This window comes from Mycobacterium marinum (assembly GCF_003391395.1).
Lineage (GTDB): Bacteria > Actinomycetota > Actinomycetes > Mycobacteriales > Mycobacteriaceae > Mycobacterium > Mycobacterium marinum.
Genome location: NZ_CP024190.1, coordinates 2,373,409 through 2,394,167, shown reverse-complemented (window position 1 = coordinate 2,394,167; position 20,759 = coordinate 2,373,409). Strand labels below are relative to the sequence as shown.

Genomic DNA, 20,759 nt, shown 5'->3' with positions numbered 1-20,759 from the left:
CCGCCGCCCGGCCCACTCGCTACTCGAACAGCCCCGGCTGATTCGCTCCCGCCGGTGGCGTCATCCCCAGGTGGGTCCAGGCCAACGCGGTGGCCACCCGGCCGCGTGGAGTCCGCGCGACCATGCCGGCACGGACCAGGAACGGCTCACACACCTCCTCCACGGTGCTGGCCTCCTCCCCTACCGCCACCGCCAGCGTCGACACACCGACCGGACCGCCACTGAAACTGCGGGTCAGGGCGGAAAGCACGGCACGGTCCAGCCGATCCAGGCCCAGCTCGTCGACGTCGTAAACCGCCAGCGCCGCCTTGGCGACATCACGGGTGATCACCCCGTCGGCACGAACCTCGGCAAAGTCACGGACGCGGCGCAGCAGCCGGTTGGCGATCCGCGGCGTCCCGCGTGATCGGCGGGCGATCTCGGCCCCCGCGTCCGCACCGAGTTGGATGCCCAGAATTCCGGCGGAACGGACCAGCACTCGCTCCAGCTCGGCTGGCTCATAAAAATCCATGTGCGCGGTGAAACCGAACCGGTCACGTAGCGGACCCGTCAACGCGCCGGATCGGGTGGTGGCACCGACCAGGGTGAACGGCGCAACATCCAGCGGAATCGATGTCGCCCCCGGCCCTTTGCCGACCACCACGTCGACCCGGAAATCCTCCATGGCCAGATAGAGCATCTCCTCGGCGGGCCGGGCGATGCGGTGAATCTCGTCGATGAACAGCACGTCATGCTCGACCAGGTTGGACAACATCGCGGCCAGATCGCCGGCCCGCTCGAGCGCGGGACCCGATGTCATCCGCAGGGAGGAACCAAGCTCGGCGGCGATGATCATCGCCAGCGAGGTCTTCCCGAGCCCGGGCGGACCGGACAACAGAATGTGATCCGGTGTGCCGCCGCGATTCTTGGCGCCCTGAATCACCAGCTGAAGTTGTTCGCGCACCCGTGGCTGGCCGATGAACTCACGCAATGAGCGCGGCCGCAGGCTGACGTCGACATCGCCATCGCCAACGGTCAACGCCGGTGAGACCTCGCGCTCATCGGGATCGGTGCTCATCGGCTATCGGGCCTTCCCCAACAACGACAGGGCGGCACGCAGCGCGCTCGATGTCGTCGCCTCGCCGTCGCCGGCCAACACCTTGTCGGTGGCCTCCTCGGCCTGCTTGGCGGCGAACCCGAGGCCGACCAGGGCTTCGACCACCGGAGCACGCACGGTGTGACCGTTTGCCGCGGGCGCGGTGGCGGCCGAGCCCGCTGGACCGACTTTGTCGCGCAGCTCCACCACCATGCGCTCGGCGCCGCGTTTACCAATTCCGGGTACCCGGGTCAGCGCGGTGACATCGCCGTCGGCCAACGCCTGCCGAAGCCCGTTGGCGTCGTGCACCGACAGCGTCGCCATCGCCAACCGGGGCCCCACTCCAGACACCGACAGCAGTGTCAGGAACAGATCGCGGGTCTCACCGTCAACGAAGCCGTACAGGGTCATCGAATCCTCGCGCACGATCATCGCGGTGATCAGGCGGGCATCGGTCCCCTGCCGCAGCGTCGCCAGAGTCGACGGCGTCGCGTTCACCCGGTAGCCGACACCGGCGGCCTCGATGACCACGTGATCGAGTGCCACCTCGAGTACCTCACCACGTAGCGACGAGATCATCGGGCGGCCTTGAGTTTGGCGGTATAGCTGCGCCGTTGTTGTTCGGCCAGCGCATGTGCTTTGGCCATCTGGGCGATCATAGGCGCCCTCCAGCAATGACAGATTGCCAACGCCAGTGCGTCGGCGGCGTCGGCCGGCGTCGGTTTGGTCTGCAGCGCAAGAATTCTGGTGACCATCGCGGTGACCTGCGCCTTGTCGGCAGTACCGTTGCCGGTGACCGCCGCCTTCACCTCGCTCGGGGTATGAAAGTGCACCTCCACACCGCGCTTGGCCGCCGCCAGTGCGACCACGCCGCCGGCCTGCGCGGTGCCCATCACGGTCTTCACATTTTGCTGGGAGAACACCCGCTCGATCGCAACCACATCCGGACGATGCGTTTCCAGCCAGTGTTCAACGGCCTCGTTGATGGCCAGCAGCCGACTCGACAACGGGGCATCTGACGGCGTGCGCACCACGTCGACGTCCAGCGCAGTGAGCTGCCGACCCTGGCCGCTCTCGATCAGAGACAGCCCACACCGCGTCAACCCGGGGTCGACACCCATCACCCGCACTGCATGCTCCCGCCTTCCGCCCTGCCGGGTCCGAACAATTGTTCGATAGCCTAGCGGCTGGCCGCGACACCGGCCGGCAGGACACGCGCGAGTTGCTCACCCGATCAATGCGGTTTGGCTGCACCCGGCCCCGGCGAAGCTGTTACGTTTGAGCACCATCGATGCGCCGTGATTGGCAAACCACTGCGCGGCAGCGCGGTACTGGAGGGTATGCGTGGGAACTCTGCTGGTTCTGCTGGCCGTGATGCTATTCATCGCCTCCATCATCGTTCTCACGGTGGCGCTGCGGCGGCCCAAGACACCAGCCAAACCCGGCCAGCGCCAAGATCCGCTCGCCTTCAACGCGATGCCGCAGTTCGGACCACGGCAACTGGGCCCGGGTGCGATCGTCAGTTACGGCGGCGTCGACTATGTGGTGCGCGGATCGGTGACGTTCCGCGAGGGCCCCTTCGTGTGGTGGGAGCATCTGCTCGAAGGCGGCGACGAGCCGATCTGGTTCAGTGTCGAAGAGGATGAGGGGCGGCTGGAGCTCGCGATGTGGACCAAGCGCACCGATCTTGCGTTGCAGCCCAGCGGCGTTCACGTGGTCGACGGCGTCACGTTCCGGGAAGAGGAGCGGGGACGTGCCGGCTACACCACCGAGGGAACGACAGGGCTGCCGGCCGGCGGGGACATGGACTATGTCGACTACGTCAGTGCCGACGAGTCCGCGCTGCTGGGTTTCGAGCGCTGGGCCCCGGACATGCCGTGGGAGATCTCCACGGGTAAGACCGTGCTGACCGGCGAGCTGACCGTCTACCCCGCGCCCCCGGCCGCCGGCTAGGGATTAGATCGGTGCCGCTTCATCAGCTCGCCGTGGTTCCGGCCGACGTATCCGGGGCGCGCCTTGGGCTTGCGCTCAACGTGCCCGCGCCGCCGCCGCTGGCTACCTGCCGGATGGACCACCCCGATGGGGGTACGTTGCTGCTCGGTGTGCTGGGCGCATCACACGTCATCACCGTGGCGCACCGCGACGGAGACTTTTCCGAACAGGTCTCCTGCGCGGTTGGCGGCCACGGTGAAAGCCTTCCCGAGCGCACCGAGGCGCCCGGCTATCTCCTGGAATCGCGCACCGAGACGCACGATGAATCGAGCTTCCGCAGCCTTGCGCACGACCTGCGACAGCGCTGCAGCCGCGACAACGGTTGGCTGGGCGGCGTGTTTCCCGGCGACGAGGCCGCGTTGACCGCACTGCGCGCCGAACCCGAGGGCAAGGGCTGGCGCTGGCATACCTGGCATCTGTACCCGCTGCACCCCGGCGGATCCGGCGGGACCGTCGTGCACACTACGAGTCGGTGGCATCCATGAGCCGCAACCGGTTGTTCGTCATCGCCAGCGCGCTGGCCGTCGCCGCCTTGGTGGCCATGGTTTTCGGAGTATCCCTGTTGAACCGCAACATCGGCTCCTATATCGCCTCGCACTATCAGCAAGAATCACGTGACGTCAACGCAACGCGCTACCTCTGCGAAGGATCGCCCAAGCAGGTGGCCAACACACTGTCCAGATACAAGTCACCGGCCGCGCGCGCGTCTTATGGCGAAACCGAGTACCTGCGCTACCGGCACAACATTGTCAGCGTCGGCCCCGCTGGCACCCATCCGTGCATCATCAAAGTCGAAAACCTCAGCGCCGGATACAACCACGGCTCGTACATCTTTCTCGGCCCCGGGTTCTATCCCGGATCTCCGTCGGGTGGTTCGGGCGGCAGCCCCGGCGGCCCGGGCGGCAGCAAGTAAGACCCACTTGGCGCACACGCAAAGGAGACAGCCATGTACCAGGCCATCAACCAGGCCGGAGTCCAGTTCGGCACCCTCAGCGTCGATCCGCTCCTGCGGGGCGTGGTCGCCAGCGTTCTGTACTTCCTGGTCGCCTTCGCCATCCTGATCGTCGGCTTCGTGATGGTCAACCTGCTGACCCCGGGAAACCTGCGCACCCTGGTGTTCGTCGAACGTCGCCCCAACGCGGTCGTGCTGGCCTGCTCCATGTACGCCGCGCTGGCCCTGGTCATCATCAGCGCCATCTTCACCAGCTCCAACCAGCTCGGCGAGGGCCTGCTCGGGGTCGCGCTCTACGGGCTCGTCGGCGTCGCCCTGCAAGGGGCGGCGCTGGTAGTCCTCGAAATTGCAGTGCCGGGCCGCTTTCGGGATCACATCGAGGCGACCCAACTGCATCCGGCAGCCTTTGCCACCGCGGTGATGCTGCTGTCGGTGGGAGGTGTGATCGCTGCCGCGCTGTCATGACCGCGACTGATCACGCACCGGCACCCGACACCGTCGGGACCGTGACGGCCTCGGGACGCTGGCGGGCACTGCTGCTGGCGGCCGTCGCGGCATGTGCGGCGTGCGGCATCATCTACGAACTCGCGCTGCTCACGCTGTCGACCAGCCTGGATGGTGGCGGCATCGTGGCCACCTCGTTGATCGTGGCCGGCTACATCGCCGCGCTGGGTGCCGGTGCCTTGCTGGTCAAACCGCTGCTGGCGCACGCGGCCATCGCCTTCATCGCGGTCGAAGTCCTGCTGGGCATCATCGGCGGGCTGTCCGCGGCGGCGCTCTACGTGGCGTTCGCCTTCATCGATGGGTCGACCTGGGTGCTTGCGCTGGGCACCGCCCTGATCGGCGGACTGGTCGGTGCCGAGGTCCCACTGCTGATGACGCTCCTGCAGCGCGGCCGGTTGGCCCGGGCGGCCGACACCGGCCGCACCCTGGCCAACCTCAACGCCGCCGACTACCTGGGGGCCCTGATCGGTGGACTGGTCTGGCCTTTCGTCCTGCTGCCGCATCTGGGGATGATCCGCGGTGCGGCCGCCACCGGCATCGTCAACCTGGTGGCGGCGGCCGTCGTGTCGATCTTCCTGCTCCGTCAGGTCGTTTCCACCCGGCAGCTGGCGATGGCGCTGTGCTGTCTGCTTGCCGCGCTCGGGCTGCTGGTCACGCTGCTGGTCCATGCCCGCGACATCGAGACCACCAGCCGCCAAGAGCTTTACGCCGACCCGATCATCGCCTACCGGCACACCTCCTACCAGGAGATCGTGGTGACCCGGCGCGGCAACGACCTGCGTCTGTACCTCGATGGCGGGCTACAGTTCTCCACCCGAGACGAGTACCGCTACACCGAAAGCCTGGTCTACCCGGCACTGGGTGACGGCGCCCGCTCGGTGCTGGTGCTGGGCGGCGGTGACGGACTGGCGGCCCGTGAACTGCTGCGCCTGCCCCGCATCGAGCGGATCGTGCAGGTGGAACTGGACCCCGCGGTCATCGAGCTGGCGCGCACCACCATGCGCGAGGCCAACGGTGGTGCGCTGGATGACCCGCGCGTGCAGGTGGTGATCGGCGACGCGATGAAATGGCTGCGCGGGACTGACTCGGGCCAGTCCCGCCGCTTCGACACGATCATCGTCGACCTGCCCGATCCGGATACTCCGGCGTTGGGGCGGCTGTATTCCGCCGAGTTCTATGCGCTTGCCGCCCGCGCCCTTGCCCCCGATGGCTTGATGGTGGTGCAGGCCGGCAGCCCGTTTTCCACCCCGACCGCGTTCTGGCGCACCGTCTCGACCATCAAGGCCGCCGGATATGCGGTCACGCCCTACCACGTCCACGTGCCCACCTTCGGCGACTGGGGATTCGCTCTGGCCAGGCGCGGCGGCACCGCGCCCATCCCCGCCGTACCGGCCGACGCGCCGTCGCTGCGTTTCCTCAACCAGCCGGTGCTCAACGCCGCCACCGTGTTCTCCAGCGACGTCGGACCCACCATGCTCGAGCCGTCCACCCTGGACAATCCGCGCATCGTCGAGGACATGCGCCGGGGATATAGGTAGATCGCGGCCGGCTCTAGAATTCGCGGCGGCCGCAACGTGTTCAGCCGCCCCCGGTTCCGCCACCGCCACCGCTGCCACCGATGACCCCGTTGGGGCCGGCGCCCGCAGAGCCGACCTGGCCGGACCATCCAAAGCCGCTCTCGCCGCCATGGCCGCCCGTGCCACCACTTCCGCCGGGGGCACCCGTGCCGAAAGGCGGCGGAGTTCCTGTCCCGGTGCCACCGGCACCGCCATCGCCGCCGGTGCCGTACAACAACCCGCCACGCCCTCCGGCCCCGCCGGCCTGGCCCACCGCACCCGAGCCACCGCTACCGCCGTTGCCCCACAAGATGCCCCCGGCCGCACCGGCCTGCCCGGTCCCTGCGGCCCCGTCAGCACCTTTGCCGATCAGCGGCCGCCCGAACAATGCCTGGGTGGGAGCATTGACCAGGTTCAGCAGGTCTTGCTCGACGTTCTGCAGCGGCGACACGTTGACCAGTTCGGCGGCCGAATAGGCGCCGACACCGTCGGTCAGCGTCTGCACAAACTGCTCATGAAAGACCGAGAGCTGCGTGCTGATCGCCTGGTACTCCACCGCGTGCGTGCCGAACAACGCCGCGATCACCGCAGATGCCTCGTCGGCGCCGGCGGCCAATATGGTCGTGGTCGACCCCGCCGACGCCACATTGGCCGCGCCGATCGTCGACCCCAACCGCTCCAAATCCGATGCCGCGACCGCCACCATCTCGGGAGCCACACCCACAAAAGACATCTCGCACCTTCCCGCAACCCGCCCCTGGCCAGCGGTCACCGACACGTCAAAGCCGTGTCAGGCGACACAACACCGCGCCATGGTTGCTGCTCGGGTTACGGGCGGCCAAGGGCAAAATCCCCCTAACCAATGCGCCTACCAATGGCAATGTGCACAAATGCCCACGCGGGGCTTGCCGGAAAAGGTTGGGTGCGGCCTAGCCGAGTACCGGCCGGTCGGGCACCGCGTCACCACCGTGTCGTCGGGACCCGACATACAGCGCCCACACGATGATGGGCAGCACAACGTCGATCCACAGCGGAACCCCGATGTTGTCCGGCTCGACGTTGTGCTCAGCAATCCAGAAATAGATGTGTCCGGCGGCATCGCCTAGGTATTGCACGCTGAGCACCACGATCGTTGCGAGCCAGAAGTGGCCTCGAAACCAGTACGCCATGATCCCCACCACGCCGATCGCCAGGTCACCCATGGCGTTCTCCCACTGGAAGCCGCCGTCACCGCGGGTGTATCCGATCAATGTGGCGATGTGGGGGCCATCCAGGACGTGAAAGCCGGCTCCCAACAGTGAGTTGAACCCCACCACCGCAACCATCCACCACACCATGTGAACGTCGGCGGCCAGTCGGTCCTTGCTGCGCCAGCTCTGGACGAAGCCGCCGACCACCGCAACGAGAACTGCGGCAATCGTAAACATCTCTATCTTCCTCACTCCGTGTGCCTGCTGCGGGTTTCCGGCGCAATGTCCTCATGGCGTGCTTAGGTGCCTCGAAGGCAGGCCGACCAAACCGAGCGCGACCGTGCCGTCGTCCCGAATGCACAGAGGCGCTAGGTGGGGTCAAAGATACTGAAGTGGTTGATGCCGACGCGCGTGGTGATCACGTGCCGGCGCCGACGCCGCCGGTTCCGCCGGTTCCGCCGGTTCCGCCAAACTGTCCGCTGGGGTTGCCGCCGTCTTGGCCGTCGGTTCCCGGCTGGCCGCTAATGAACCCGCTCGACCCGCCGTTACCGCCATTTCCGCCGTCACCGCCGCTGCCGGCCGGAGTGGAACCGAAAGGCGGTTGGGAGCCGTTCCCACCGTTGCCGCCGGTGCCGCCCACCCCGCCATCCCCGCCGGGGCCGACCAGACTGTGGCCGCCCCCACCGCCCCCGCCGCCGGGACCCCCATTCTGGCCAAACCCGCCGGCCCCGCCGTTCCCGCCGTCGCCGCCGTCTCCGCCGCCGGCGACACCAAAGCCGCCCTGACCGCCGCCCCCACCCGGGCTGCCCACACCAAAGGCGGAGCTGCCGGAGTCACCGGCGTCGCCTCCGTCTCCTCCGTGGCCGCCCACCCCGGCCGTTCCTACGCCGCCGAGACCGCCCTGGCCGCCCCAGCCTCCCGTAGCGCCGGGAGAGCTGCCGCCGAGACCGCCGTCCCCGCCGTCGCCACCTTGGGAGCCATCTCCGCCCACGCCACCCGCGCCGCCGGACCCTGCGGCCTCGAAGAGGCCACCGGTTCCACCGAAGCCACCGTTGCCGCCGTTGCCGCCCGCGGCCCGGCTGCCGTCAAGTCCAGATGTGCCCGAGGTTGAGCCGGCACCGCCTGCCCCACCGAGCCCGCCAGCGCCGGCATTGCCGCCAGCTCCGCCGTACCCGCCGTCCCCGGCACTGACGCCGATAGCGGAATTTGCGCCATCGGCACCGCTACCACCATTGCCGGGAGTACCGCCGTGACCTCCGTCACCGCCGTTGCCACCGTCACCTTGGCTACCCGTCTGGCCCGCAACCGCGGCCCCGCCGGCCCCGCCGGCCCCGCCGGCCCCGCCGCGACCGCCCTCGCCGCCATCCCCGCCGTATTGGCCATTCGCACCTGGGGTGGTGCCGTGAAGTCCGTCGAAGCCGCTACCGCCGTCCCCGCCCATCGCGCCGTCGCCACCAGCACCGCCGCGGCCACCGTCACCGGCAACGGCCCCGCCGTCACCACCAGCACCGCCGGCGCCACCAGCACCGCCCTCACCACCGTCAGCACCCGAGGCCCCGGAAGTCACGGCCGAGGTGCCGTCCACACCGGCCTTGCCATCACCACCAGCACCGCCAACACCACCATCGCCGACCACCCCACCGTCCCCGCCGGCGCCGCCGGCGCCGCCGGCCTGCCCCGCAGCGGTGGCGTCGGCACCGTCGCCGCCAGCCCCACCGTTACCTCCGGTTCCGTATGCGCTGGCGGATGCGCCGTTGGCGGCGTGGGTGCCATTGCCGCTGTCGCCGCCGAGGCCGCCACTGCCTCCAACGCCTGCGTCACCGCCGTTGCCGCCGGCTCCGCCCTTGCCGCCGGCACCCGTGGCATCGGCACCGTCGCCGCCGTCGCCGGCGTTGCCTGCCTGCCCGCCGGCACCGCCGGAACCGCCAGCACCGTGACTGCCGTCCAGGTACCCGGTCGCCTGCGCCAGCCCACCGGCGCCACCGGCCCCGCCGGCCCCGCCGGACCCGCCGTCTCCGCCGTCACCACCGGTTTGACCGGCCGCGCCAGCTACGGTGGCATCGGCGCCCGCCGACCCGCTGCCGCCGTGGCCTCCGTCGCCTCCGGTTCCACCGATGCCACCGGCACCACCATCACCGGCGTGCAGGCCGCCGGCACCGCCGGCACCGCCAGTTCCGCCCATGCTCCCGGCACCGCCGTCGGTGCCGGAGAGTCCACCCGGGCTGATGAACGTAATGCCGGGGCTACCTTTTGCGCCGGCACCCCCGTTCCCGCCGACACCACCGTCACCAACCAGACCGCCGTCGCCGCCGGCCCCGCCGTCACCGCCGGTGCTGCCGGTGGTGACAGCGCCCGCGCCGTTGCCGCCGGCCCCGCCATCGCCGCCGTGACCCGGCCCGTCATCGCCGGCGGTGAGGCCTTCCATCCCCGCGGTCGAGCCGGCGCCACCCTGTCCGCCAGCGCCTCCAAGACCTGGGTCGCCGCCGTCACCACCGTCGCCGCCGTTGCCACCGCCGACAATGGCGTCGGCCCCGTCGCCACCGTTACCGGCCTGTCCGCCCAGACCTCCATCGCCGCCGTCGCCGCCGACCCCTTGCGTCCCGGTCTGGCCCTCCGGTCCGGCCCCGCCTACACCACCATGACCGCCACGACCGCCGGCTCCACCTCGGCCGCCATTGCCGCCATCATTGCCATCCGCGCCAGCACCGGCGGCCGCCGCCCCCTCGGCGCCTTTGCCTCCGACCGCACCGTCACCACCAATCCCGCCCGCACCGCCGGCACCGCCGGCACCCTGGCTACCGTCGGCATAGCCGGCCGCCAACGCGTGACCGCCCGCGCCACCGTCACCACCGGCGCCGCCGGCGCCACCGGCACCACCGGCTCCGCCGACCCCGCCATCCTGGCCCGCGCCAGTGGCATCGACACCGACCGAACCATCACCGCCGGACCCACCGGCGCCACCGATTCCGCCGACCCCGCCGGCACCACCGTTTCCAGCGACCAATCCGCCGTCACCGCCAGCGCCGCCGGCGCCACCGGCACCACCGTCACCGCCCGAGCTCCCGGGCTGTCCGCCCGGGAAAATCACCGATGTTCCCGGAACTCCACCCAGTCCGGCACCACCGTCACCACCCGCGCCACCATCGCCGACCAGACCGCCATCACCGCCGGTGCCGCCGGCCGCACCGGCGCCGCCGGTAGTGATCGCGTCCGCACCAGCACCGCCGACGCCACCGTTGCCACCGCTGCTCGGGGTAGATCCGGTCGCGCCAGCCGAGGCGCGACTGCCGCCAGCGCCGGAACCGCCGGTCCCGCCCGCGCCGCCGGCGCCGGGGTCACCGCCGGTTCCGCCGTTGCCGCCGGTACCAAATCCGCCACCCGGGTTCACCGCCATGGAGCCGTGCGCGCCGCCGCCTCCATCACCAGGAGTCCCGCCGGTCCCGCCGGTGCCGCCGGCCCCGCCGGCCCCGTGAGCGCTGAACAGCCACCCACCGGCCCCGCCACTGCCGCCGGCACCACCCGCTCCACCGGCACCGCCAGACCCGCCATCGGCGCCCGAACCCTGGTTGATGGCGAGGTCACCCGAGGCACCGAAGCCACCCGCACCACCCGCACCGCCCGTGCCGCCGATTCCACCGGCGCCACCATTGCCGAACAGCCACCCGCCGGCCCCGCCGTCACCGCCAACACCGCCGTCACCGCCGATACCGCCGCCCGTGCCGGCCTCGCCGGCCGCGATGCCCGAAATGCCGGAGGCGCCAGCCAACCCGGCCCCGCCGTCACCGCCGGCACCGCCAGTGCCCAACAGCCGGGCACTACCACCGGCGCCACCGTGGCCGCCGCCCTCACCCACGCCGTCAGCGACCCCACCGGTCCCACCCGCGCCGCCGTTGCCATACAGCCAGCCACCGGAGCCACCGGCACCACCGGAGCCGCTGCCCACACCACCGCTTCCGCCGACACCCCCATTACCCCAGAGCCAGGTGTTGCCACCGGCCCCACCGACCGCGCCGGCACCGCCCACCCCGCCGGCGCCACCATTGCCGTAGAGCCAGCCGCCGGCACCGCCAGCTCCACCGGCGCCGCCCGCGCCACCCGCGCCGCCAGCCCCGCCGGAGCCGATCAAACCCGCGGCTCCACCGGCCCCGCCAGCTTGACCAACCCCGCCTGAGCCACCGACACCACCGTTTCCGTACAGCAACCCACCGGCTCCACCGGCTTGGCCACTACCGGGCGCCCCGTTGGCGCCGTCTCCGATCAGCGGACGTCCAAACAGCGCCTGGGTCGGGGCATTCACCAACCCCAGCAAACCCTGCTCGGCATTGGCCGCCTCGGCCCGCAGATACGAACCGGCGCCGGTGTTCAGGCTTTGCACGAATCGGTCATGGAAGGCCGCCAACTCTGCACTGATCGCCTGGTATTGCTGTGCGTGGGTGCCAAACAAGGCCGCGATCGCCGCCGACACCTCATCGGCGGCGGCCGGCAATACCGTTGTTGTCGCTGCCGCAGCAACCGAATTCGCCTGGGCTATCGCCGAATTGATTCCCGACAAGTCCGAAGCCGCCGCAACCACCAGCTCCGGCGTCACACTGACAAATGACATGTGCCCCACCCTCCCGTTAACCCACCAGTACCCACGCCGATCAACCCTTTGCCAGCGGTTGCCGACAAAGGGAAGTGCGAAAGCTATACAGCCAGTTCAAGCCCCTGTAGAGCTGGCGACCTACGACCTGCGCCCCCAACGATCCCGGTTGCTCGAGTGCAGCCCAATGGACAAAAACTCCGAACCGGCCGTAGAAGACCGGCAGAAGTGCACCTACCAATTCACGCGGCTACGTGCTAGTGGCGGACCCGAGTCCAACAAGCCTCGCCCGGCACGAATTACCGGCGTGGATATCTGCGGCCGTCCCGCAAACAACAAACGTGCAGCTAAACAACCTCGGATGCGGCGGCAGCCCCCGGCGGGCACCGTCAGCCACGGATCGCTGCGACTGTGTCAAGCCCCGCTCTCCCCTACCATCGGGACCGTGGCGAGCCCAAGCAATCCATCACTCTCCCCACGCATGCGCGAGCTGATCCGCCACACCGCGCGCATCGCTCTCAACCCCACCCAGCAATGGCTCGATGAACTCGACCGCACCACCTTGGCCGCCAATCCGGCCCTTTCCGATGATCCCGCCCTGGTCGAAATCATCAGCCGCGCAAACCGTGCCAACCTGATCCATTTCGCCGTTGCCATCTTGCGCGATCCCGGCGGCCCGGTGCCAGCAAACTTCGGGCCCGAACCGCTGCGGATGGCCCAAGAGCTGCTCAACCGCGGCCTGGAGGCGCTCGCCGCCGACATCTACCGAATCGCGCACAACGTGGCCTGGGAGCGCTGGACCGACATCGCGTTCGGCCTGACGTCCAACCCCCAAGAACTGCGCGACCTCCTCGATGTGGCGTTCCGCTCATCCAACGACTTCATCGACGCCACCATTGCCGGCATCCCCGCACAGCTACCCCTGGAATACGATGCGCTGACCCGCGAAGTCAGCGCCCAGCGCCGCAAAGTCGTCGAACAGATCCTCAGCGGCGCCCCCGTCAACCGGGAACGCGCCGAGGCGCAGTTGGGCTATCTCCTGGATCGCGCCCATACCGCCGCCATCGTTTGGTCCGACGAGCCCGACGGCGACCACGGCCAACTGGACCAGGCTGCCGACGCGTTCTGCACGGCGCTCGGCTGTCGGGCACCACTGATCGTGGTCACCAATTCCGCGACTCGTTGGGTATGGGTGAACGACGCCGCCACCCCGGTCGGAGACCGGATCCAACAGGTGCTCACCGACGCGCCAACGGTACGGCTTGCCGTCGGCAACACCAGGCGAGGAATCGAGGGGTTCCGACGCAGTCACCGCGACGCAGAGACGACGCAGCGCATGCTGACCCGGCTCGGGGCACCCCAGCGCACCGCCCACTTTGCGGACACCCAAATGGTCGAGTTGCTCACCCAAGACCTAGAGGGTGTCGACGAGTTCATCGAATGCACGCTCGGGGAATTCCAGTCGGCCAGCCCGGTACTGCACGCCACCTTGCTGACCTACATCAACCAGCAATGCAATGCCGCACGCACCGCAAAGGCCCTCTACATCCACCGCAATACGCTGGTCCACCGGCTCGAGACCGCGCACCGACTCCTGCCCCAGCCGGTCGAGGCAAACATCGTTCACATTGCCGTGGCACTGGAAGTCCTACAGTGGCGCAGCGATCGGAATGGCGACTCCCTTCGGGCCATCACCTAAGCCCGGGCACCGGGATTACTCCTCGTCGAGCTCCGCCAGCACCTCGTCGGACACGTCCACGTTGGTCCACACGTTCTGAACGTCGTCGCTTTCTTCCAGCGCGTCGACCAGCTTGAAAACCTTGCGGGCCCCGTCGACGTCCACCGGCACGGTCACCGACGACTGAAAGCCCGCCTCGGCCGATTCGTAGTCGATGCCGGCATCCTGCAGCGCGGAGCGTACCGCGACCAGTTCACCCGGTTCGGAGATCACCTCGAAGCTGTCCCCGAGGTCGTTGACGTCCTCGGCGCCGGCTTCCAACACGGCCGCCAACACGTCGTCTTCGGTCAGACCGTTCTTCTCCAGGGTCACCACACCCTTGCGGGAAAACAGGTAGGACACCGACCCCGGATCAGCCATGGCGCCGCCATTGCGCGTCATCGCCACCCGCACCTCGCTGGCAGCGCGGTTGCGGTTGTCGGTCAGACACTCGATCAGTACGGCCACACCGTTGGGCGCGTAACCCTCGTACATGATGGTCTGCCAGTCCGCCCCACCGGCCTCTTCACCGGCACCGCGCTTGCGGGCCCGCTCGATGTTCTCGTTGGGCACCGAGCTTTTCTTGGCCTTTTGGATGGCGTCGTAGAGGGTGGGGTTTCCCGCCGGGTCACCGCCACCGACGCGAGCCGCGACCTCGATGTTCTTGATCAGCCGTGCGAACATCTTGCCGCGGCGGGCGTCGATGACGGCCTTCTTGTGCTTGGTGGTGGCCCACTTGGAATGGCCGCTCATCGAAGTCTCTTACCTCTTCTGTTTGCTCGAAAGTTCGCCTGCCGAGTCTACGGGTATGCCGACGAGCGGTTCTGGGCCCGTGCTGGATAAGGGATCAGTGCCGACCGCACACGATGTCGACGAACAACCGATGAACGCGCCGATCTCCGGTCATTTCCGGGTGAAACGCGGTGGCCAGCACGGACCCCTGGCGCACCGCGACGACGTGGCCCGCTGCCCGGGCCAACACCTGCACGTCCTCCCCGACGCGCTCGACCCAGGGCGCCCGGATAAACACCGCGCGCACCGGATGATCAAGACCCGTGAACGCGATATCGCCTTCAAAAGAGTCGACTTGGCGTCCGAAAGCGTTGCGCCGCACCGTCATATCGATCCCGCGCAGTGGCAGCGCCTGGCGTCCTCGGACACCGGCGTCGAGGATCTCGCTGGCCAGCATGATCATCCCCGCGCACGCGCCATAGGCCGGAAGCCCGGCAGCCAATCGGGCACGCAACGGCTCGAGCAGATCGAACCCGCACAGCAGGTGGCTGATGGTGGTGGATTCGCCACCCGGAATCACCAACCCATCCACCGCGTCGAGTTCGCTGCGGCGGCGCACGGTCATCGGCTCGGCGCCGGCTTCGCCCAGCGCCGCCAGGTGCTCGCGGGTATCGCCCTGCAGCGCCAGCACCCCAACCCTCGGAATACTCACAACCCGCTCACTTTTCGCCCGGCTGATATCCGCTTGGGTAGCGGGTCAGCCCTTCCTGCATGACCGCGGCCACCAACTCGCCTCCCTGGGTGAAGATCTTGCCGTGCGTAAGTGCGCGACCCCCGCCTGCCGACGGCGATGACTGGTCGTAGAGCAGCCACTCGTCGGCCCGAAACCCCCGCATGAACCACATCGCGTGGTCCAGGGACGCCACCTGCAGATGCTCACGCTCCGCCAGGTGGGTGACCTGCGCCGAACCCAGCAGGGTCAGATCGCTCATGTAGGCCAAGGCACAGATGTGCAGCACCGGGTCATCGGGCAGCGGGTCACGATGGCGAAACCACACCTGCTGCTGGGATGCCTTACCCGGCAGCGGCGCGAGCAGGTCCCGCGGCACGATGCGCACATCCCACTCCTCGAACTGCCGGAACCCGGCGTCGTCGAAGACCCGCACGGACCTCAATCCGGGTAGGTCGTCGGGCGGTGGTGCCGCCGGCATCGCGTCCTGGTGGCTGATGCCGTTCTGCGCGGTCTGAAACGAAGCCCCCATGCTGAAGATGACCTCGCCGTGCTGAACGGCGTTGACCCGCCTGGTCACAAACGATCCGCCATCGCGAGTGCGCTCGACCAGAAAAACCGTGGGCTCCTGGGCGTCCCCGGGGCGCAGAAAGTACCCGTGCAACGAGTGGACCTGATAGCGCGGGTCTACCGTGCGCACCGCCGACACCAGTGACTGCCCGGCCACATGGCCGCCGAATGTGCGCTGCAGAAAGCCTGATTCCGGGCTGAAGACACTACCGCGATAGATGTTGACCTCGAGTTGCTCGAGATCAAGAATCTCCTCGATTGCCACGAAAGATTCTTACCACCCGCGCTGCGCCAGGCGATGCGGCTGCGCGATCTCCTCCACGTTGATGCCCACCATTGCCTCGCCCAGCCCGCGTGACACCTTGGCCAGCACATCGGGGTCGTCGTAGAACGTGGTGGCCTTGACGATCGCGGCGGCCCGGTGCTCCGGGGCGCCGGACTTGAAGATGCCCGAGCCCACGAAGACGCCTTCGGCGCCGAGCTGCATCATCATCGCGGCATCGGCAGGAGTGGCGATACCGCCGGCCGTGAACAGGGTGACCGGCAACTTGCCCGCCCTGGCCACCTCCGCGACCAGTTCGTAGGGCGCCTGCAATTCCTTTGCCGCGACGAACAACTCGTCCTCGGACATCGACGTCAGCCGGCGAATCTCGCCGGCGATGGAGCGCATGTGCGTCGTCGCGTTGGAAACGTCACCGGTGCCGGCCTCACCCTTGGAGCGGATCATCGCCGCCCCCTCGCCGATGCGCCGCAGCGCCTCGCCCAGATTCGTCGCCCCGCACACGAACGGCACGGTGAACTTCCACTTGTCGATGTGGTGGGTGTAGTCCGCGGGCGTGAGGACCTCGGATTCGTCGATGTAGTCCACCCCGAGGCTTTGCAGGATCTGCGCCTCGACGAAATGTCCGATACGCGCTTTAGCCATTACCGGAATGGTGACCGCCTCGATGATGCCCTCGATCATGTCGGGGTCGCTCATCCTCGACACCCCGCCCTGGGCGCGGATGTCGGCGGGCACCCGCTCTAGGGCCATGACCGCGACGGCGCCGGCCCCTTCAGCGATGCGTGCCTGCTCGGGGGTGACGACGTCCATGATGACGCCGCCCTTGAGCATCTCGGCCATGCCACGCTTGACCCTCGCCGTTCCGGTCTGGCTCGAACCCGACTGAGCCTGCTTGGACGATGCCGGATCTGGCCGGTCCCCACTGGGCTGGGTAGCGCTGTCCACTGTCTTTCTCCTTCAACTGTTGGAGTCTTACTTTAATGGGAACCACAAGCAAGTTTGCGGGACCGCAGTCCCGCCCGATATTCCGACTAGCGAATCGATCGGGGAACATATGCGGTGCGGACACCGTGGTCGCCTCCCGCGCCGCCGCAAGCGGCGTCGACAATGCGATTGGCCTCGGACAATAGCTCCCCGAGTTGGCGCGGGTAGACCTGCTCACCGGAGGCGTTGAGCGCGGCGATGTCGCTGGCATCACACCAGCGGGCCCCGTGAACATAACGCCGTTCCAGCTCGGTCCGGCCATCCAGGGACGGCTCGAACCGACTGGTGCGGTGCACCAGATAGAACTCCTCGCTGTCGAGCTTCGAACCGTTGAACTCAAAGACCTCGTTACGTCGCCAGATGGGTCCCACCAGGTCGGTGGGGTCGACCCGCAAACCCGTCTCTTCGGCGAGCTCACGCGCCGCGGCCTGGGCCAGCCGCTCCCCCTTGCCCACCTCGCCGCCCACGGTGAACCACCACCGAGGCGCGCCGCCCTCGTCGAACGCCGCGGCGGCCGGGTCCGAACCGCATAGCAGCAGCACCGCGCCGCGGTCATCGAGCAGCACCACCCGCGCCGAGGTACGCCGGCCGATATCGCCGTCGTCGCTGTGCGCCTGCGCCTGCGGCCGCTCGGCGATCTCGAAATAGGCCGGCCGCGGAGCTCGCCCACCAAGACGGAAGGCGCGCACCATGCGCCGCTCGGCCAGCACCAGGGTGTCGCGCACGGCGTCGTTGTGGAATCTGCGGGCCAGCAATACCCGGGCCTCGGCATCGGCGAGTTCGGCCACCAGCGCCGACGGCAACGACGCCGGATCAACCATCGCCAGCGCGGCGGACAGTTCGTTTTCCGCATTCTCTCGTTCGTGTCGCGGCGCCTGCTCGGCGGCGTCGGCCAGCCCCGCCAACCGGCTGCCCTGGGGCGCGCCGCCGTAGGCATCGATCGCGACGGCGCGCGCCACCACGGCCCGGCGCGCCAGAGCACCGTCGAGCGCCTGCCAGGACAAGTCGTAGCGCACGTGCAATCGATCCAGCCGGTTGGCGCGCTGGTATCCCCAGGCCCCGAACACGACCAGCACGACGAGCAGCACGATGCCGGCGACAAGCAACCACGTCATCAGCTGGCCACCTGCACCTTGACCCCGGCCCCGGCGACGGTCTCGTAGACCCGCATGATCTGGCTGGCCACCACCGACCAGTCGTAGCGGCGAACCGCTTCGGTGCCCGCCGCCACATAGCGCTCTCGCAGCTCCTGGCTATCAAGCACCTCGATCAGCGCGGCCGCCAGCGCGTCGCTGTCATCGACTGGGACCAGGCGCCCGATCTCGCCATCGCGCAGTACGCGCCGGAAGGCATCCAAGTCGCTTGCCACCACCGGGGTGCCGGCGGCCATGGCCTCAACCAGCACGATGCCAAAGCTCTCGCCGCCGGTATTGGGTGCGCAGTAGACGTCCGCACTGCGCATCGCCGATGCCTTGCCCGCGTCGTCGACCTGACCGAGAAAACGCATGTGCCCGGCCAGCTCACCCGCCTGATCACGTAGTTCGTCTTCGTCACCGCGGCCCACGATCAGCAGCTGCACGTCGCTGAAGCGCTCCACCAGCTTGGGCAGCGCCTCGAGCAGGACACTCATCCCCTTGCGGGGCTCGTCGTATCGGCCCAAGAACAGCACCGTCTTGCCGGGGCGGGGGTATCCGTCCAGACACGACGAGGACGCGAAAGAACCGACGTCGACACCGTTGGGAATTTCGACCGCGTCCGAGCCGAGCGCCTCCATCTGCCAACGCCTGGCCAGATCGGACACCGCGATGCGACCGACGATCTTCTCGTGCATGGGCCGCAAGATGCTCTGGAAGACGGTCAACGTCAGCGACTTGGTGGTCGAGGTGTGAAACGTTGCCACGATGGGGCCCTCGGCAATGTTGAGGGCCAGCATCGACAGGCTCGGCGCGTTGGGCTCGTGCAGGTGCAGGACGTCGAAATCGCCCTCGGAAAGCCACTTTTTGACCTTGCGATGGGTGGCGGGGCCGAAGCGCAGCCGCGCCACCGACCCGTTGTAGGGAATGGGAACGGCCTTGCCGCCGGAGACGACATAGTCCGGCAGGGCCGCGTGCGGCGACGCCGGTGCCAGCACGCTGACCTCATGCCCGCGGGCCCGCATCACCTCGGCGAGCTGTAAGACGTGTGACTGCACCCCACCCGCCACGTCGAACGAGTAGGGACACACCATTCCGATCCGCATCAGGGCTCCCGCAGCCGCGCGCGGCGGGCATCGGACAAGTCGGCCAACCATTGTGGCTGAAACATGTGCCAATCCTCGGGATGGTCCGCGATGTTGGCTGCGAACCTATCGGCGAGCGCCTGGGTGATCGCTTCCACATCACCGCTGCTGCAATCCAGGGCCGGATAGACCTGAAACCCCCAGCCCTTGGGCTCAAACCAGCAGTGGGTCGGCAGCAGGGCGGCTCCCGTTTGGATCGCGAGTTTGGCCGGGCCCGCCGGCATCCGGGTGGGCTCGCCAAAGAAATCGACTTCAACGCCGGTGCGGGTCAGATCACGCTCAGCCATCAGGCACACCACCCGGTTGTCCCGCAGTCGCTCACACAGCACCTCGAAGGGCGGCTCCGCACCGCCCGACAACGGAAGTACTTCGAAGCCAAGGGTTTCCCGATAGTCGATGAATCGCCGGTACAACGACTCGGGCTTGAGCCGCTCGGCGACGGTGGTGAAGGTGCCGTGCCGCTGCGCCAGCCACACCCCGGCCATGTCCCAGTTGCCGCTGTGTGGCAATGCCAGCACCACACCGCGTCCCGCGGCCAGCCCGGCATTGAGGTGATCTTTGCCCCCGATGGAGCTGTCAATCTGGGCGGCAACCTTGCGCAGGTTCATCGACGGAAGCCGAAACGCCTCCCGCCAGTAGCGGGCGTAGGACTCCAGCGACGCGCGCATCAGGGAGTCCGGGACCGCGCCGGCCCGCACCCCGGTTACCCGGGCCAGGTTCTTGCGAAGTTGCTCGGGCCCGCCGTGGCGGGCCGCGTAGTGCGCCCCGGCGTCGAAGGCGTTGCGCGCGGCGAACTCGGGCAGCGCCCGCACCATCCGCCATCCCGCCGCATACGCCAAGTCCGTCGCGTTGCCGACCAGGAGCTGCCGCGGAGCCCTGACCCATCGCAGGCCGGCCGGGGTGGAGATCACCGCTGCGTCTTTCCGGGGTCACCCGACCTCGGATGGCCCTGCGCGTCGTCGTCGCGCATCGGCGCACTGGGAACCAGCAGATCGGTGGCCCCCGGTGAGGTCCACACGGTGTACAACCGTTGTCCGCAGGTGATCACGCTGGTCACCGCCAGCAGCCACATCGCCACCGGCAGCGCCGGCGGCCAGGCGATGAACGGAAAATCGGACACCCCCGCACCGGCCAGCACGATGATCAGCCGCTCCGGTCGTTCAATGATGCCGCCGTCACCACGCAACCCGCTGGCTTCCGCCCGGGCCTTGATATAGGAGATCACTTGCGAGGTGACCAGGCAGATCAACGTCGCCACCACCAGCAATCGGTCTCGCATGCCGAACGCGACCCACCACAGCAGCCCACCGAACACCGCGCCGTCGCTGATGCGATCGCAGGCCGCATCCAGCACCGCGCCAAATCGGGTGCCGCCGCCCCGTTCCCGTGCCATGGCTCCGTCGAGCATGTCGAAGAGCACGAAGAACCAGACCACGCACGCGCCGGGAAACAGCTTGCCCATCGGAAAAAGTACGAGCGCGCCCGCCACCGAAGCGGTGGTGCCGATGATGGTGACGGCATCGGGGGTCAGACCGATCCGGAGCAAGCCCCTGGCCAGCGGATTGGTGACCCGAGCAAATGCCGCCCGGGACAAGAAGGGCGCCTTGCTCATCG

General features: G+C 68.6%; 19 protein-coding genes and 1 pseudogene. 6 read left to right on the top strand and 14 right to left on the bottom strand.

The window, feature by feature from the left end:
- Nucleotides 1-19: 19 nt before the first annotated feature.
- From ruvB to ruvC, 3 genes are read right to left on the bottom strand one after another with little or no spacing between them, the layout of a single operon-like run.
- A complete protein-coding gene (gene ruvB, locus CCUG20998_RS10170) occupies nucleotides 20-1,057 on the bottom strand; it encodes a Holliday junction branch migration DNA helicase RuvB (protein WP_012393880.1) in 1,038 nt (345 codons plus the stop codon).
- 3 nt (nucleotides 1,058-1,060) lie between these two features.
- Nucleotides 1,061-1,654, bottom strand: a complete 594-nt coding sequence (ruvA, locus tag CCUG20998_RS10165) for a Holliday junction branch migration protein RuvA (protein ID WP_020728489.1) — start codon at nucleotides 1,652-1,654, stop codon at nucleotides 1,061-1,063.
- Entirely contained in the window at nucleotides 1,651-2,205 is a 555-nt protein-coding gene (ruvC, locus tag CCUG20998_RS10160) for a crossover junction endodeoxyribonuclease RuvC (protein ID WP_011739820.1), read from the bottom strand. The genes ruvA and ruvC overlap by 4 nt, the downstream gene beginning before the upstream one ends.
- Before the next feature lie 214 nt (nucleotides 2,206-2,419).
- On the opposite strand from ruvC, the gene CCUG20998_RS10155 reads away from it, so the two are divergent.
- From CCUG20998_RS10155 to CCUG20998_RS10135, 5 genes are read left to right on the top strand one after another with little or no spacing between them, the layout of a single operon-like run.
- Nucleotides 2,420-3,028 carry a DUF4178 domain-containing protein gene (locus CCUG20998_RS10155; RefSeq protein ID WP_020728488.1) on the top strand — a complete coding sequence of 203 codons (609 nt, stop codon included), beginning with the start codon at nucleotides 2,420-2,422 and terminating at the stop codon, nucleotides 3,026-3,028.
- Between the two features lie 11 nt (nucleotides 3,029-3,039).
- A complete protein-coding gene (locus CCUG20998_RS10150) occupies nucleotides 3,040-3,552 on the top strand; it encodes a DUF2617 family protein (RefSeq protein ID WP_020728487.1) in 513 nt (170 codons plus the stop codon).
- A complete protein-coding gene (locus CCUG20998_RS10145) occupies nucleotides 3,549-3,980 on the top strand; it encodes a DUF4247 domain-containing protein (RefSeq protein ID WP_012393877.1) in 432 nt (143 codons plus the stop codon). The genes CCUG20998_RS10150 and CCUG20998_RS10145 overlap by 4 nt, the downstream gene beginning before the upstream one ends.
- A 33-nt stretch (nucleotides 3,981-4,013) precedes the next feature.
- Nucleotides 4,014-4,484: a DUF350 domain-containing protein gene (locus tag CCUG20998_RS10140; protein WP_011739815.1), complete on the top strand. Its 471-nt coding sequence runs from the start codon at nucleotides 4,014-4,016 to the stop codon at nucleotides 4,482-4,484.
- Nucleotides 4,481-6,061 (top strand): polyamine aminopropyltransferase, encoded by a 1,581-nt coding sequence (locus CCUG20998_RS10135; protein WP_020728486.1) that lies wholly within the window; start codon nucleotides 4,481-4,483, stop codon nucleotides 6,059-6,061. The genes CCUG20998_RS10140 and CCUG20998_RS10135 overlap by 4 nt, the downstream gene beginning before the upstream one ends.
- Nucleotides 6,062-6,107: 46 nt before the next feature.
- Here CCUG20998_RS10135 and CCUG20998_RS10130 read toward each other — a convergent pair.
- From CCUG20998_RS10130 to CCUG20998_RS10120, 3 genes and pseudogenes are all read right to left on the bottom strand, one after another.
- Nucleotides 6,108-6,812: pseudogene (locus CCUG20998_RS10130) on the bottom strand (PE family protein); the annotation flags it as partial.
- 196 nt (nucleotides 6,813-7,008) lie between these two features.
- A complete protein-coding gene (locus tag CCUG20998_RS10125) occupies nucleotides 7,009-7,506 on the bottom strand; it encodes a DUF6790 family protein (protein ID WP_020728484.1) in 498 nt (165 codons plus the stop codon).
- A gap of 181 nt (nucleotides 7,507-7,687) precedes the next feature.
- Entirely contained in the window at nucleotides 7,688-11,872 is a 4,185-nt protein-coding gene (locus CCUG20998_RS10120) for a PE family protein (RefSeq protein WP_050674512.1), read from the bottom strand.
- Nucleotides 11,873-12,296: 424 nt separating this feature from the next.
- Here CCUG20998_RS10120 and CCUG20998_RS10115 point away from each other — a divergent pair, with 424 nt between their 5' ends.
- A complete protein-coding gene (locus CCUG20998_RS10115) occupies nucleotides 12,297-13,550 on the top strand; it encodes an Rv1453 family transcriptional regulator (RefSeq protein ID WP_438830269.1) in 1,254 nt (417 codons plus the stop codon).
- Nucleotides 13,551-13,565: 15 nt separating this feature from the next.
- On the opposite strand, the gene CCUG20998_RS10110 is transcribed toward CCUG20998_RS10115, so the two are convergent.
- The 8 genes from CCUG20998_RS10110 to pgsA all read right to left on the bottom strand — a co-directional run bounded on the left by CCUG20998_RS10110 (nucleotide 13,566) and on the right by pgsA (nucleotide 20,757).
- Entirely contained in the window at nucleotides 13,566-14,321 is a 756-nt protein-coding gene (locus tag CCUG20998_RS10110; RefSeq protein ID WP_011741062.1) for a YebC/PmpR family DNA-binding transcriptional regulator, read from the bottom strand.
- 94 nt (nucleotides 14,322-14,415) lie between these two features.
- Nucleotides 14,416-15,012: a pyridoxal 5'-phosphate synthase glutaminase subunit PdxT gene (pdxT, locus tag CCUG20998_RS10105; protein ID WP_036455519.1), complete on the bottom strand. Its 597-nt coding sequence runs from the start codon at nucleotides 15,010-15,012 to the stop codon at nucleotides 14,416-14,418.
- A 7-nt stretch (nucleotides 15,013-15,019) separates the two neighbouring features.
- Nucleotides 15,020-15,865, bottom strand: a complete 846-nt coding sequence (gene tesB / locus CCUG20998_RS10100; RefSeq protein WP_020728479.1) for an acyl-CoA thioesterase II — start codon at nucleotides 15,863-15,865, stop codon at nucleotides 15,020-15,022.
- A 9-nt stretch (nucleotides 15,866-15,874) separates the two neighbouring features.
- The gene (gene pdxS / locus CCUG20998_RS10095) at nucleotides 15,875-16,828 is read right to left on the bottom strand and encodes a pyridoxal 5'-phosphate synthase lyase subunit PdxS (protein WP_020724880.1); all 954 of its coding nucleotides are present in this window, start codon (nucleotides 16,826-16,828) and stop codon (nucleotides 15,875-15,877) included.
- Between the two features lie 86 nt (nucleotides 16,829-16,914).
- Entirely contained in the window at nucleotides 16,915-17,982 is a 1,068-nt protein-coding gene (locus CCUG20998_RS10090; RefSeq protein ID WP_020728478.1) for an NUDIX hydrolase, read from the bottom strand.
- Nucleotides 17,982-19,106 carry a glycosyltransferase family 4 protein gene (locus CCUG20998_RS10085; RefSeq protein WP_020728477.1) on the bottom strand — a complete coding sequence of 375 codons (1,125 nt, stop codon included), beginning with the start codon at nucleotides 19,104-19,106 and terminating at the stop codon, nucleotides 17,982-17,984. Before CCUG20998_RS10085 ends, CCUG20998_RS10090 begins: the two co-directional genes overlap by 1 nt.
- Nucleotides 19,106-20,056, bottom strand: coding sequence for a phosphatidylinositol mannoside acyltransferase (locus CCUG20998_RS10080; protein WP_012393865.1), 951 nt, complete (start codon nucleotides 20,054-20,056; stop codon nucleotides 19,106-19,108). The genes CCUG20998_RS10085 and CCUG20998_RS10080 overlap by 1 nt, the downstream gene beginning before the upstream one ends.
- Nucleotides 20,053-20,757: a phosphatidylinositol phosphate synthase gene (gene pgsA, locus CCUG20998_RS10075; protein ID WP_020728476.1), complete on the bottom strand. Its 705-nt coding sequence runs from the start codon at nucleotides 20,755-20,757 to the stop codon at nucleotides 20,053-20,055. The genes CCUG20998_RS10080 and pgsA overlap by 4 nt, the downstream gene beginning before the upstream one ends.
- Nucleotides 20,758-20,759: the final 2 nt, after the last annotated feature.

What these genes read in the sequence shown, in the direction of transcription:
- ruvB (WP_012393880.1), bottom strand. Translation starts at nt 1,057, where the DNA reads ATGAGCACCGATCCCGATGAGCGCGAGGTCTCACCGGCGTTGACCGTT.
- ruvA (WP_020728489.1), bottom strand. Translation starts at nt 1,654, where the DNA reads ATGATCTCGTCGCTACGTGGTGAGGTACTCGAGGTGGCACTCGATCAC.
- CCUG20998_RS10145 (WP_012393877.1), top strand. Translation starts at nt 3,549, where the DNA reads ATGAGCCGCAACCGGTTGTTCGTCATCGCCAGCGCGCTGGCCGTCGCC.
- CCUG20998_RS10140 (WP_011739815.1), top strand. Translation starts at nt 4,014, where the DNA reads ATGTACCAGGCCATCAACCAGGCCGGAGTCCAGTTCGGCACCCTCAGC.
- CCUG20998_RS10135 (WP_020728486.1), top strand. Translation starts at nt 4,481, where the DNA reads ATGACCGCGACTGATCACGCACCGGCACCCGACACCGTCGGGACCGTG.
- CCUG20998_RS10125 (WP_020728484.1), bottom strand. Translation starts at nt 7,506, where the DNA reads ATGTTTACGATTGCCGCAGTTCTCGTTGCGGTGGTCGGCGGCTTCGTC.
- CCUG20998_RS10120 (WP_050674512.1), bottom strand. Translation starts at nt 11,872, where the DNA reads ATGTCATTTGTCAGTGTGACGCCGGAGCTGGTGGTTGCGGCGGCTTCG.
- CCUG20998_RS10110 (WP_011741062.1), bottom strand. Translation starts at nt 14,321, where the DNA reads ATGAGCGGCCATTCCAAGTGGGCCACCACCAAGCACAAGAAGGCCGTC.
- CCUG20998_RS10090 (WP_020728478.1), bottom strand. Translation starts at nt 17,982, where the DNA reads ATGACGTGGTTGCTTGTCGCCGGCATCGTGCTGCTCGTCGTGCTGGTC.
- CCUG20998_RS10085 (WP_020728477.1), bottom strand. Translation starts at nt 19,106, where the DNA reads ATGCGGATCGGAATGGTGTGTCCCTACTCGTTCGACGTGGCGGGTGGG.
- pgsA (WP_020728476.1), bottom strand. Translation starts at nt 20,757, where the DNA reads ATGAGCAAGGCGCCCTTCTTGTCCCGGGCGGCATTTGCTCGGGTCACC.